General features: G+C 40.9%; 9 protein-coding genes. 4 read left to right on the top strand and 5 right to left on the bottom strand.

Features of this window, described 5'->3' with window-relative positions:
• The first annotated feature begins 43 nt into the window (after positions 1–43).
• The 4 genes from ACEW8O_RS17560 (at position 44) to ACEW8O_RS17545 (ending at position 5,149) form a co-directional block, all read left to right on the top strand.
• A complete protein-coding gene (locus tag ACEW8O_RS17560; RefSeq protein WP_373495931.1) occupies positions 44–1,213 on the top strand; it encodes an FG-GAP-like repeat-containing protein in 1,170 nt (389 codons plus the stop codon).
• A gap of 204 nt (positions 1,214–1,417) precedes the next feature.
• Positions 1,418–3,298 (top strand): sigma 54-interacting transcriptional regulator, encoded by a 1,881-nt coding sequence (locus ACEW8O_RS17555; protein ID WP_373495930.1) that lies wholly within the window; start codon positions 1,418–1,420, stop codon positions 3,296–3,298.
• A gap of 192 nt (positions 3,299–3,490) precedes the next feature.
• Positions 3,491–4,201 (top strand): OsmC family protein, encoded by a 711-nt coding sequence (locus ACEW8O_RS17550; RefSeq protein WP_373495929.1) that lies wholly within the window; start codon positions 3,491–3,493, stop codon positions 4,199–4,201.
• Between the two features lie 153 nt (positions 4,202–4,354).
• Entirely contained in the window at positions 4,355–5,149 is a 795-nt protein-coding gene (locus ACEW8O_RS17545; protein WP_373495928.1) for a methyltransferase domain-containing protein, read from the top strand.
• A 38-nt stretch (positions 5,150–5,187) separates the two neighbouring features.
• Here the strand turns inward: ACEW8O_RS17545 and ACEW8O_RS17540 are convergent, their stop codons facing one another.
• From ACEW8O_RS17540 to ACEW8O_RS17520, 5 genes are all read right to left on the bottom strand, one after another.
• Positions 5,188–6,039 carry an SDR family NAD(P)-dependent oxidoreductase gene (locus ACEW8O_RS17540; protein ID WP_373495927.1) on the bottom strand — a complete coding sequence of 284 codons (852 nt, stop codon included), beginning with the start codon at positions 6,037–6,039 and terminating at the stop codon, positions 5,188–5,190.
• 155 nt (positions 6,040–6,194) lie between these two features.
• Positions 6,195–6,806: a Uma2 family endonuclease gene (locus tag ACEW8O_RS17535; protein WP_373495926.1), complete on the bottom strand. Its 612-nt coding sequence runs from the start codon at positions 6,804–6,806 to the stop codon at positions 6,195–6,197.
• 867 nt (positions 6,807–7,673) lie between these two features.
• Positions 7,674–10,082, bottom strand: coding sequence for an ABC transporter permease (locus ACEW8O_RS17530; RefSeq protein ID WP_373495925.1), 2,409 nt, complete (start codon positions 10,080–10,082; stop codon positions 7,674–7,676).
• 385 nt (positions 10,083–10,467) lie between these two features.
• Positions 10,468–12,897 carry an ABC transporter permease gene (locus tag ACEW8O_RS17525; protein WP_373495924.1) on the bottom strand — a complete coding sequence of 810 codons (2,430 nt, stop codon included), beginning with the start codon at positions 12,895–12,897 and terminating at the stop codon, positions 10,468–10,470.
• A gap of 565 nt (positions 12,898–13,462) precedes the next feature.
• The coding region (locus tag ACEW8O_RS17520; RefSeq protein WP_373495923.1) for an ABC transporter permease at positions 13,463–14,084 on the bottom strand (622 nt) is incomplete at its 5' end.

Here is a 14,084-nt window from a genome sequence, read left to right as displayed (position 1 = left end):
CCGGACTTTTTTTTACCTTTAATCTATCCCAAAACCTCAGCAGATGAACTACTTACTCTTCTTACTCTACTTTATTATGACTCAAAACCCCAACGAACCCAAATTCGAAACCCAAGAAATCGATGGCAATGTTGCCATTGGGTATGGCCTAGCAATCGGCGATGTGGATGGTGATGGGAAACCGGATATTCTTTTGGTGGACAAAACGGAGGTGGTCTGGTACCGAAATGGGGATTGGAAACGATTTGTGATGGTCGAGAACCTGACCGAGTTTGACAACGTTTGCATCGCGGCAAGGGATATCAATGGAGATGGAAAAGTGGAAGTGGCAGTGGGTGCACAGTGGAATCCGGGTGAAACTTCCGATCCTGAAAAATCAGGCTCGGTTCATTACCTGATCCGCCCCGATGACCCAACCCAAAAATGGACCCCGGTCCAACTCCACCATGAGCCTACTGTCCACCGCATGCGCTGGGCAAAGACTTCGGATAACAATTACCAACTGATAGTCCTCCCCTTACATGGACGTGGCAATAAAATGGGGCAAGGTGCCGGAGTAAGGGTTTTGGCTTATCAACCGCCGAAAGATCCCAAGGAAGATTGGACTACCCAACTAATAGACGCTTCCATGCACCTCACGCATAACTTGGATATTGTGGAGTTGGAGGATGATTCAGGTGAATCGATTTTGATCGGAGGAAGGGAAGGTGTAAAGGTTTTTTCCTTCAAAGACGGTAAATGGTCAAACCATTCCAAGGTGGAGCGCTTGGTGAAAGATAATGCAGTCGGGGAACTGAGATTGCAGCATTTACCAAGCGGCAAAAAAGCTTTATCGACTGTAGAACCCATGCACGGAAATATGGTCGCAGTTTATGAAACAAAGGAAATCAACAATGATCATCCAACAAGGATAGAATTGGATGCCTCATTGAAAGATGGTCATGCCATCGGTTGGGGGGATTTTTTGGGAAATGGTGTCAATCAGGTTGTAGCCGGTTGGAGGGTTCCCAACAATAATGGAGACATCGGAATCAAAATATATACGCCAAAAAATGGCTCTTTCGCTGAATTTGAGGAATACTGGCTGGACAAAAACGGCATGGCCTGTGAGGATCTTCAAATAGCCGATCTCAACGGGGATGGAAAACCCGATATCATTGCTTCGGGAAGATCCACTAATAATTTGAGGATTTATTGGAATAAGTCTCATTGAAAGCATTGACGAAGCAGAAACCTTGAGTAATTTAATTCTTCCAGATCACTCGGATTTCCACAGATGAAACTTTCTTTTTCTGTCGAAATCTGTGGTATCTGTGAGTCAATATCTATGCAACATTAAGGGGAATAATATCATCGATATATATACTTATCCTAAACGATGTCGATAAAAACCCAATCAACTGAAACAACCGACCGAATGATCCGCATAATTGTGGAACATACCCATTCCCAATTTGGAAGGGATTATTTCAGGGTATTGGTCAGGCATCTTTCTGAAGCTTTAGAAGTCAAAGGTGCATGGGTAACTGAGCTACTTGAGAAAGAACAGCGGCTAAAATCCTATGCATTTTGGTTGGCCGGAAAATATGTGGACCATTATGAATATGATATTGTCAATACGCCATGTGCCAAGGTAGTTGAGAGCAGGGATTGCCTCTTGGTGCCTGAAAATGTGGTACAGCTTTTCCCTTTGGATCCAGACCTTACCCCGCTGAATGCCGTCAGTTATATGGGGTATCCGCTTTTTGATGAAAACCGGAAAGTCATCGGCCACTTGGCCATTTTGCATGACGCCCCCTTGCATCCTACCAAAGAACAAGAAGCTGTATTTAGTCTTTTTGTTCAGCGGGCAAATGCCGAACTTATACGGCTTCGGACTTTTGAGGCATTGCAGGAAAGAAAACTCCGTTTATCCACTTTGATCAGCAACATGCATAATGCGATCTTGGAGGTTGATGAATTGGGATTTGTCAGCATGGCCAACCCGGCGAGTTGCCAGTTATTGGGAATGCCCATGGAGGATTTGGAAGGGAGTCTATTGTTCAGCCATTTTGAAACAGAAAGTTCCTCTGTACTGAGAAATATTTTAAAAAATGCCAAAAATCCATCAGTCAAAGAGAATAGTGTAGCAATTAGAAAAGAACTGAACTTATATAATACCAATGGCCAAACAATTCCAGTCGAAGCATCATTTTGTTCTTATTGGATAAACTCTGAGTTGTTTCTCACCATTTTGATCAGGGATTTTAAGGAACTTAGACGTGCCGAGCAAAGGATTAAAATTCTTGAGGAAGATTCCCAAAGAATTGGTAATATCGCCTCCGATTCTATTTTGGGAGAATGTCCTGCTATCCAGAAAATCAAAGATGATATCCAACAGGTAGCAAAAAGTAACAGCACAGTTTTATTGCTTGGTGAATCAGGGACAGGTAAAGAAGTATTTGCCAAAGAAATCCATCATCAAAGCACAAGAAAGGACAAACCCCTAATTATAGTCAACTGTGCAGCCATTCCTGCCAACTTGATTGAAAGCGAATTTTTTGGTCATGAAAAAGGAGCCTTTACCGGAGCTTTGCAGAGGCGTGAGGGCAGATTTTCATTGGCTGACGGAGGAACCATTTTCCTTGATGAATTAGGAGAATTGCCTTTGGACCTACAACCAAAATTGTTGAGGGTATTGCAGGAAGGGGAATTCGAAACCTTGGGTGGCAACCGCACCATCAAAGTGGATGTGCGGGTGATCGCCGCTACCAACAGGGATTTGCAATCCATGGTCAAGGAAGGGACATTCAGGGAAGACCTATACTACCGATTGAAGGTCATTCCAATCCATTTGCCCGCACTTAGAAAAAGGGGAAAGGATATCCTGCTATTGGCAGATCTTTTTATCAAAAAATTCAGCAAGGCCAATAGTAAAAAAATCTTCCCAATCAATCATGAAATAAGCAATATGCTTCTAGACTACAATTGGCCGGGAAATATTAGAGAACTACAGCATGTGATAGAGCGGGCGGTAATATTATCCAAAGATGGCCATCTTCATTTGGAAAGATTTCTTCCCCATAATTTTCCATTGGAGGAATTAGAAAACAATAACCACACCCAAATTAACGTAAAAAGAGTTTTGACTGTTCAGGAACTGGAAGAACTGGAAAAGCAAAATATCATTGCTGCCCTTGAACAAACCTCATGGAAAATTTCCGGGAATTCCGGTGCCGCCGCTTTGTTGGGAATCCCTCCTACCACCTTAAATTCCAAAATAAAAGTTTTTGGCCTTGAAAGACCAATGCCCCAATGACAAACGCTTTCTGTAAATGCTGATTTTCATAACTACCAGTAACGGGATTTCGTGAGTCCATCTCACGAAAACTCGCTACTCTCGATTTTTCGCCAATCAAAAACTACCTAAATCGGCTAAAAAAAGACTTTTCCCCTATTGGCATACTGCTGGCAAATGGTGTTGCATGTATAACCAAAAAAAATTAACACCATGAAAAATTTAATGAATTGCCTGTTTTCAAAAAAAGGCGTTTTTGCCTTATTGATGATTGCTGCTACTTTCCATATCGGAAAAGCACACATCCTTCCCGACACCAAAGAGGTGAAGGTAGTAAAAGTTGATTTGGACAATGGCTCCAAAAAGAAAAACAAATCCGACCAGGTTAATGGGTTCAATCCTGCTGATATTGTCGGAACAGTACAGGCCCTTCAGGCTGACCCAAGCTTGGCCAAATTTGAATTCCGGGTCAGCAACAAATGGATCAAAGGAGGACACAACAGAAGCTCCATCCAAGGATTCTATGGCGCAGGTCAGGAGGACAGTTCCCGCAAGAAACCTTTTGTCTATGACAACAGCGAGCCTCCTGTCCTTTTGGGCAACAATGAGGGTGCCAACCCTGTGGAATATATTCTCCATGGATTGGCAGGATGCATGACCACAACCATTGCATTACATGCCGCTGCCCATGGCATTCAAGTGGATAGCATTGAATCCAAATTGGAAGGTGATTTGGATGCTCAAGGCTTTCTTGGCCTGAACGATCAGATCAGAAACGGCTATCAGCAAATCAGGGTGTCCTTTGACATCCAAGGAGATCTGACCCAGGAAGAAAGAATGAAATTGGAATCTTTTGTCTTAAAATCTCCTGTCTTCGACATTGTGACCAACAAAGTTCCCGTGCAAGTCGGATTCAAATTCTAAATAAAGTTGATAAGATCAACTAGAGTCTCCCGCAGATTTGGTAGGATAACTTACTATGGAAAGCTCCCAAAAAGTTATATGTCCTGCTGATTCTGTGGGAGACTATTTAAAACTAATATCTAAAAAACATAAACCAATGAAACCATTTACACCATGAATACGCAAATTCAAACTGAAAATGCTTCCAAGTTCAGCAGAGAAGAACTCAGGGAAGCTATCATGACAGAATATAAAGCAGTTGCCTGCGATCCTAATCATACCATTCATTTTACCTCCGGCAGGAAACTTGCCAAAAGGTTGGGATATACCGAGGATATCATGTCCCAAATCCCCGAAAGTGCCATAAGACCTTTTGCAGGTGTCGGAAATCCCTTTCACATTGATGAACCTCCTAAAGGCTCAAAAATATTGGATATAGGTAGTGGCTGTGGCTTCGACAGTATTTACGCCTCCATTCTGACCCATAGATCTATTATGGTCACAGGAGTTGATATGACAGAGGAAATGCTGGAACAGGCGAGAAAAAACGCCATCATAGCTGAATGTACCAATATACAATTTGTAAAAGGGTATGCAGAAGATCTCCCAATCCCAAGCGAATCCATGGACTTGGTCATCAGCAATGGAGTTATCAACCTTTGCCTTGACAAAGAACAGGTTTACAAAGAAATACACAGAGTCTTAAGACCAGGCGGTGAATTCCGCATCGCAGATGTCATGTTGGACATCCCTGTTCCTGAAACCTCCAAGGAACTCATCCATCTATGGACCAACTGTGTCGCCGGTGCAGTGACCAAAACGGAATACCGGGAATATATCAAAAACGCCGGGTTTATCTGGATGGGATTTGGGATGCAATATGATGTATTCCATGATGCAAAGATTGCCAAGTCCGCAGCCTATTTCGGCGCCAAAGGACAGAATATCTTAGGGATCAAAAAAGGTTAAAACATATTTTCAGTAATTGCCCCATTTTAAACAGGTAGTTATTTGGGAGAAATGTTTACCATTTTGCAGCTCATTTCCCATAATTCCCTTGCTGCATTTTCATCTTTTGAGGATGTGGATGACTCTTCAGGTTTTCCTTTCTTGTTTAGAAATATTCCGCCGACGCCTTCGTAAATGGAAGAGGTGGCGGCTTCGATAGATGAATATGCAGCAATTTTTGTTGATGTTCCGATTAATGGAAGTAACCATTTTAACAGGAAAATGGAATGTTCATTCTGTCCAGGGGTTTTGGCTGCACCCGGATCAACAGCAATGGAATGAATTCCGAATTTTGACCATCTCCTTTCCGATTCATAGGTAAATAAGATATTGCAAAGTTTGGCCTGACCAAGTGCTTTGAACGATCCGAACCCCTTCTTATGATTTAAATCTTCGAAATTAACCTTTCCAAATTTGTAAGCCCCTCCGGTCACGTTCACAATTCTTGTTTTCATGGATTTTTTCAACTTTTCCAATAGTAGATTGGAAAATAAAAAAGCAGATAAATAATTGACCGCAAGCATCAATTCCATACCATCGACTGATTCCTTTCTTTTGGAGGTGAATAAGCCTACATTATTGATCAACACATGGATAAATGGAATTTCATTGTTAATTCTATCTGCCAAAGATCGGATAGATTTCTGTGAAGAAAAATCGACAGAATAGAAGTTGAAATTTCCATAGGGATTGATTTTTTTCAACTCAGTAAGCATGCTGTTGCCTTTATCAATATTTCTTCCGGTTAAAACTACATCCCATCCTCTTTCAGCCAAACCTAAGGCTGTCTGTTTACCGATTCCATCTGTTGAACCGGTTATCAAGGCAGTTCTATTGTTTAAACTATTCATGTTCATTGCATTTTCATTTAATATTAATATCATTCAATCTTTGTTAAGAAAAAAAGTAACCATATAAATGCTTTTCGAAAATCTCATTTTTGAGAATACAATATTTAGTAAGGGACAAAATACCGAATTCTAAAAATCATTAATCACAATAAATATTATTTGATTTCATTAAAAAACGCCTCCAAATCCAATTCAAATCCTAGGATTACTGAAGATTTTGCGGTATCCCCGGAAGTCATCAATCGCGAGGGTTGGTACTTTCCTTGAATTAGCGTGTATATCAAGAGGGTCTGTCCCTCAGGATCCATCAGCCAATATTCCTTTACTCCCGATTCTTCGTAAACCTCATATTTTTTTTGGAGTTCAAGTTGCTTGTTGCCCGGTGACAAAACTTCCACTACCAGATCAGGAGCACCGATACAGCCCCTATCGTCCAACTTTTCCATGTCACAAACCACACAGATATCAGGCTGAACGACAGTAAGAATTTTATCGTCTTTCTTGGATTTTATGGGAAGCCGGACATCAAAAGGAGCAAAATAAACCTGACATTTATTTCCTTTTAAAAACTGATGAAATTCGTTGTAAAGATTTCCTGCCAATCTTTGATGAATTCTTCTTGGCGCCGCTGCAGCTTTTTTAATGATTTTACCTTTAATTAGCTCAACTATTTCCTCAAAATCCCACCTCAGATAATCTGCATAAGTATAGTTCCCATAACTTATATCAGGTTCCTTTAACAAAAATCTATCTTCGTCCATTTCCATCCCCCAATTTAACAATTTCCACAAAATAAAGAAAAGGCATAAAACTTGTAATTATAGACCTAAACAATACCTGTTGGTTACATTCTTTTGTTTCCAATCACCTTCTTTTCATATCCCTCCTAACTCTCTCATCTTGCCTCTCTGTTCTTTGTCTTGATTCTTGGTTCTTGATCCTAGTCTCTCGCATCTCGTATCTCGCTCCACCTACCTCAATCTTCTCCACAGAGATTGCCACGTCGCACGTAGGTCTAGTCAAAAAATCAAGGTTTCTCAAGTGCTCCTAGCAATGACGAAACCCCACTACCTTTATCCATCACAAAATCCCATATTAGAATCTTAGCTCTTGTTCTTGTCTCTTGTTTCCTGTATCTCGTCTCTCGCATCTCGTCTCTCGGTTCTCGCATCTTAGCTCTTGTTTCTTGGCTCTTGAAATATTGTCCCGTCCTGAATTTACTTGATACTTTTTTTATTGTTTTTCTTTTGTTTCACCCCCTCATCTTTCATCTAAAGAGATTGACACGTCGCACGAAGGACTGTTCAAAATAACAAAGTTTCCCAAGTGCTCCTACCAATGACAGATATTCATATGATGGTTTAGAACTATAAATAGCATTCAATTCTTTAAAGGACTTTGCCTTGTCACCTCGACGTCAGGAGAGGTCTGCAGCCCGATTTGATGTCATTACCTTTTCTGAACATTTACAAAATGTTGGGGACTCGCAATGACGCACCACCTTGTCCTTTCTCCCTCATCCTTTTACCTTACACACCCTCATCCCTCAAACCCTAATCTTAAATCTAAATTCTAAAATCTAAAATCTAAAATCCCCTTTTTCTTCATCCCTTATCCTTCATCCTTCCCTTCCCTCACTCGGATTTCAAAGAGTCCACCGGATTCGCCAAAGCTGCTCTGACCGCCTGAAAACTTACCGTTCCATAGGCAATCAAAATGGCCACCAATCCGGAAATCACGAAGACCCAGATGCTAAGGTCTATTTTATAGGCAAAATTCTCCAACCATTTTTCAGCAGCAAAATAGCCCAAAGGTGCCGCTATCAGAATGGCCACCATTACCAAAACCAGAAATTCCTTTGACACCAAAGTAGTAATGTTCCAAGTGGTGGCACCCAAAACTTTTCTGATTCCGATTTCCTTGGTTTTTTGTTCGGCTGTAAATGCCGCCAATCCAAACAGTCCGATGCAGGAAATCAAAATGGCAATAATGGTGAAATACAGGATAATGGTAGAAGTCCTTTTTTCGGATTCATAGTTTCTCATGAAATCCTGATCCAAAAAGGAATAAGCAAAGGGAGTGGCCGGATTTACGGATTTCCAGGTTTGTTCCACAAATGAAATCAAATCCGCCATCCTATCAGTTTCAATTTTGGCCACAAGAAATGGTGGTTGACCCGTGTAGGGAAAAGCCAATGGCCTGATGTTAGTGTGAAGGCTTTCGAAATGGAAATCCCTGACAACCCCGATGATTTCCCATGGTACGACTTCTCCACGCCAATCCATGTTCAGGATTTTTCCAACCGCATCTTCTACCTCAAACCCATACGCCTTTGCAGCAGTCTCATTGATAACCAACCTCCCGCTATTTTCTGTAAATTCTTCTGTATATCCTCTTCCTGCAAGTAATTCGAGATCAAGCACTTCAAAGAAATCATTGGAAACACGGTTGATATACACATCTACAACATCATCCACGGTTTTTCCCTCCGAATACAATAACCAATCCTGAAGAATTTTCAGTCCGGGATAAGAAGATCCCCCACTTACCATTCTGATACCCTGCTGACTCTCCAATTGGGTTTTGAAAGCGGCAAAATTGGCCCTGGATTCCTCACTTTGAAGGGGAACGATCAACTGTTGCTCTTTGTCAAAACCCAGGTTGCTGTCCACCAAAAAACTCATCTGTCCCTGTATGATAAATGCCATGGCAATCAGTGCAATTGAAATCACAAACTGAAACACCACTAATCCCTTCCTGATAGAAACTGCTGCAAAACCGTTTCCCTTACTTCCTTTCAATATGGCAACAGGCTTGAAACCTGATAAATAAAAAGCAGGATAAATGCCAGCCATCACTCCCGTCAAAAGTGTCAATCCTAAAATAATGGGAAACAAAAGAGGGTTACCGAATAAATCAAGGGATTTTTCAGCCACATTGTTGAACATTGGCAATAACAGCAGCAACAGCAGAAAAGCTAAAAACAATGAGATAATACTCATGAGAATAGACTCCCCCATAAATTGCTTGACCAGTTCATATTTCCCTGCCCCTATTACTTTTCTTACGCCAACTTCCTTTGCCCTCTTTTCAGACCTGGCAGTAGAAAGGTTCATGAAATTGATACAGGCTATCAAAAGCACAAAAAAACCGATGGAGCCAAATACAAAAAGATTTCTATAGTTGCCATTAATATCAACTTCATAACCGAGGTCCGATTTGAGGTAAATATCCTGTACCGGCTGTAAAAACAGGGAAAGGGTAACCCCTACTGATGCCGATTCTTCCAGTTTGCTTTGGTAAAAGTCCTGCATCTTGGATTCCATCTCATCTATTGTTTTGCCTTCCTGCAACCTGAAATAAGTATGGAACATGTTGTTGTTTGGCCAGGAAGTTTCCGAGCTGACCCAATTTCCGATGTCAGAATTGATGATGGATAGAAAGAAATTTGCCCGGATATGTGATTTTGGGGAATCGACAAAAACCCCTTTGACCGTATAGTCAAAATTTCCTTCGGGCAAACCTATGGTGATGACCTCGTTGATGGGGTTTTTTTCTCCGAAAATTTTTACTGCCAAGGTCTTGGAAAGAACCATGGTATTATTTTCTGACAGGGCTGTTTTTGGATTTCCGGAGACAAACTCATAAGTCAGAACATCAAAAAAGGTGGAATCCACATAATAGCCGTTGGTCTCGTTAAAAATCTTCAAGCCGCCCTTATCTTCGTAGTTGAGAATCATGGTCTCCAACATGGGGTATTTCAGCAACCTGGCCGACTGCAGCACTTCAGGAAAAGCTGACTTCATGGCAAATGCCATGGGTGCCGGGGAGGAGGCTGATCTTCCATCCGGAAAATTGATGGCAACCCTATATAGATTATCCAAATCCCTGTGATGCTTGTCATAACTGCTTTCGTCCCAGATGTACAAAAGCAGGAGAATACAGGTCGCCAATCCCACTCCAAGACCAATCACATTGATCAATGAAATGGAAAGGTTCTTCCGGAAACTTCTGAGGGCGGTTTTGAAGATGTTCTTTAGCATATGTATTTTAGATAATGGTTATCTTGGTATTAGATTATAGATTCTTGACTATTGAAATATGGTGGAAATCGTAGCGGAGCGAAGATCCCGAGAGCGAAGGCGATTCGGGATATATTGATATAATTTGAAATATTTTGATACCCTAAATCCAACATCAGCTCTAAATCCCAATTATATCGTGTAACACATTTCATCATATTTCGCGAACCTGTCTGCCGTGGCAGAGCATATATCAATCATATATCGCAAAGCATTTATCCACTTTATATCTCACACCTGTCTGCCATTCCGAACAAATATCGCAAAGCATATATCAATCTTATATCACGAAGTATATATCCATTTTATTTCGCACAGCATATATCAACTATATATCTACTATTTTTCATTCTGTTCTTAAATTATCCGCAGGATTCCTTCTTGCCGCCTGATGGGACTGGAAGAAAACGGTCAGGCCAGCGAAGAACAAACTGATAAGTATCACTCCGAGTATTATTTCAAATCCGATACCGGTTCTATAAGGAAAATTTGCCAGCCATTGTTCTCCCAAGAACCAGGCAACAGGTATGGCCACAAAGGCAGCCACTACCACCAAAATCACAAATTCCTTCATCATGGCAGCAGTAACTTGTCCGATTCCTGCTCCAAATACCCTTCGGATGGAAATTTCTTTTCTTTTTTGGAATGCCAGGTAAGAAACCAAACCGACCAATCCCAAGGCACAAATCAAGTAAGCCATCAATGTAAAAAGGCCTAAAACTTTGATCAGTTTTTCCTCATCTCCATAAAATCCAGAAACCACCTCTGATACAGTTTGGGTTTTTATTTCATTTACTCCAAATAACTCCTTGGCCATTTCGACCACTTGTTGAGTATTGGCCTGAAAATCTCCTTCAGAAAACCGGTATGACAATAATGGTCCTACGTCTTGTTTTGGAAACATAATGGGCCTGATTTCATTTTTAAGTGGTTGGAAATGGAAATCAGAAACCACACCCGTAATTCTCCAAGGTTTTTCATTCATCATCAATTCCTTCCCTATTGCATCTTCCGGTTTGGATGCACCTATTTCTTTGGCCAAAGATTCATTGACCACCATTACCTCCTGTTGCTCAGGTTCGTAAGCTTCCCCAGCTAAAAATTTCATTCCATAAGTTTTGAAATATTCCGAATCTACTGACTTGGTATCGAAAAAGGCCTCTTGTAATTCCCCATCCCTTTCAAATTCTACTGTCCTGCTCGACCAACCTGTACTGATGATGGTACTCCCTCCTGTGGAAACTTCTACCACAAAAGGCAACAATTTTACCCTTTCCTTAAGTAGCTTGGCTTTTTCCTCCATTTCCGTCGAAGATGGCAGGTAGAAATATCCTGTATGGGCATGGTTGAAACCAAGGTCTTTGGATTTGAAGTAACTGACTTGACTATTGACCAGTAAAGTACCAAATACCAAAACCATGGACAAGGATATCTGGACCACCACCAAAGTCCTTCTCAGAACCAGACCAGATTTATTATTGCTTGGATTTGATTTGAAAGCCTTGATGGGATTGAAACCTGAAATCACCAAAGCAGGATACAGCCCGCTGAGTACTGAAAGCAGTATGACAAAACCCAAGAAAAAGGCATAAAATTCAGGTTTTGAAAGGAAATACCGCAACAGACTTTCCTGGAGACCCAATTCATATATCGATCTCAAATGCGGGACCACCAAGTCAATCAGGATCATAGACATAAATCCCGCAAGTATTACCAAAAGCAGTGTTTCCACCATAAATTGACCTATCAACCAAATCCTCGGACTTCCAACTACTTTTCGTATTCCCACCTCCTTGGAGCGGGCAAATGAAAACGCAGTGGAAAGGTTGATAAAGTTGATACAGGCAGAAAGGAGAACAATAATGCCCACGATCAATAAAATACCCAAATTGGATTTAGTGGCCTTTCTGGGGTTATCATGCCCAAAGGTTTCATCAAAATGTATGTCCAACAATGGCATCAAGGAACATTCCCACTTGTGGATAAAAGAATTTTCGGCCTCCCGGAATTTTGTATTGATATATCCCTCAATCTTTTCAATGGTGTCCTCACTTTCAGCGTTTTTATCCAACTTCAGGTAAAGTTGAAAATTGGAAGTGATGCTGCCCCACTCATTGGATATCCCCATAAAATCCTGGTAGGGTTCAAATGGTATTAAGATCCGGGAATTAAAGTCTGTATTGGGTCTGGTATCATCAAATACAGACACTACCTGAAAATTAAAGGCAATATCTTTTTTTGTATCATAGTCATGGTATACTGCTGCCAATTCCTTCCCAATCACCTCTCCCTGAAACAGGTTTTCCGCCAATGTCCTGGAAATGGCCACTCCATTGGGATTTTTGAAAATTGATTTTTCATCACCTTCCAACCATTGGTAATCAAAAAGTTCAAAATACCCAGGATTGACTCCTGAAGCCAATGGATTATCAATATCAAAACTTTCTTCCCCCCTAATTGCCTTCCATTTGCCCAACGCATAGGTTTTATATATCCCCAAACTTTCTATTTCCGGAATCTCATCCAACAGCTCATACAAAGGCCGTGGAGCTCCTCGGTTATCCATTTTGGAGCCGTTAAAATCTGTCCTGGTATTTATCCGGTATATTCGGTCCACATCAGCATGATAGGTGTCAAAGCTGGTTTCATAGGAATAGATCAGGAATACCAACAGGATCACAGCCATCCCCAACAACAATCCAGTAACATTCAGAAATGCATAAAACCTATTTCGGCTAAGGTTTCTAATAGCTGTTTTGAAGATGTTATTTAGCATGGTTATGATGGTTAATTGGTAAGCTTGTTATTGATTATTGAAATATGGTAGTAATACATAGATATAAATAGAAATATTTTGATTCCCCAAATCCAACATCATCTCTAAATCCCATTTATATTTTGAAACATATTTCATCATATTTCGGAAGCATATATCCATTTTATATCGTACAGCATATATCTACTTTATATCCCACACTTGTCTGCCGCTCTGTGTATATATCGCATATATTGCGAACCTGTCTGCTGTGGCAAAGCCTATATCCATATTATTTCGAGAAGCATATATCTACTTTATTTCCAGCACCTGTCTACCGTGGTTGAGCCTATTTCCATTTTATATCGCGAAGCATATATCCACTTTATTTCTGAAGCATATATCCACTTTATTTCTATTCTATCATTCTATCCATCATACCCCAAATCTTAAATCTAAAATCTAAAATCTAAAATTCCTCCCTCATCCTTCATCCTTCATCCTTTCCCCCCTCACCCTTCATACCCCAAATCTAAAATCTAAAATGATCTCCCAACTTCCCACTTCCAAACCTCATACCTCTCCCCTACTCATCCTTCAATATCTTAGCCGGATTGACCAAGGCAGTTTTAATTGCCTGTGAACTGACGGTCAAAAAGGCGATAAGCAAAGCAACCACTGACGTCCAAAGGAAAATTTTCCAATCAATGGAGATTCTATAATCAAAGGTTTCCAGCCAGGAATCCATAAGATACCATGTTACAGGCACGCCCAACAATACTGCAATCAAGACCAATTTGGTAAATTCGGAAGATATCAACCTGACCAATCCGGGGATGGATGCCCCAAGAACTTTCCTGACCGAAATTTCTTTTCTCCGCTGTTCTGCAATGAAAGTGGCCAATCCAAAAAGTCCCATACAAGAAATGAGTACTGCCAAGACGGTAAACAATCCTGTCAACTCCGCAGTCCGCTTCTGGGATTCAAACTTCCGGGCATGGACTTGGTCCACAAAATTGTAGTCAAAAGGAGCTCCTGGATTGAATTTGGCAAATACCGAAGCAACATTTCCCAACATCCCAGAATCATTTTCTCCAGGATTAAGACGGACATGGATAAAACTCAGATTTCGTTTGGGACCAAAAACCAAAATCGGTAAAACCTCATCAAAAGGCGATCTCATTATAAAATCTTTTACAACGCCGACG

This window comes from Aquiflexum sp. (assembly GCF_041749095.1).
GTDB lineage: Bacteria > Bacteroidota > Bacteroidia > Cytophagales > Cyclobacteriaceae > Aquiflexum.
Note: the sequence above shows the minus strand (reverse complement) of the source record. Positions and strands in the feature narration are given on the sequence as shown.

Excerpts from the sequence above, each read along its gene's own strand:
- ACEW8O_RS17545 (WP_373495928.1), top strand. The coding sequence starts at position 4,355 with ATGAATACGCAAATTCAAACTGAAAATGCTTCCAAGTTCAGCAGAGAA.
- ACEW8O_RS17535 (WP_373495926.1), bottom strand. The coding sequence starts at position 6,806 with ATGGAAATGGACGAAGATAGATTTTTGTTAAAGGAACCTGATATAAGT.
- ACEW8O_RS17560 (WP_373495931.1), top strand. The coding sequence starts at position 44 with ATGAACTACTTACTCTTCTTACTCTACTTTATTATGACTCAAAACCCC.
- ACEW8O_RS17550 (WP_373495929.1), top strand. The coding sequence starts at position 3,491 with ATGAAAAATTTAATGAATTGCCTGTTTTCAAAAAAAGGCGTTTTTGCC.
- ACEW8O_RS17540 (WP_373495927.1), bottom strand. The coding sequence starts at position 6,039 with ATGAATAGTTTAAACAATAGAACTGCCTTGATAACCGGTTCAACAGAT.
- ACEW8O_RS17530 (WP_373495925.1), bottom strand. The coding sequence starts at position 10,082 with ATGCTAAAGAACATCTTCAAAACCGCCCTCAGAAGTTTCCGGAAGAAC.
- ACEW8O_RS17555 (WP_373495930.1), top strand. The coding sequence starts at position 1,418 with ATGATCCGCATAATTGTGGAACATACCCATTCCCAATTTGGAAGGGAT.
- ACEW8O_RS17525 (WP_373495924.1), bottom strand. The coding sequence starts at position 12,897 with ATGCTAAATAACATCTTCAAAACAGCTATTAGAAACCTTAGCCGAAAT.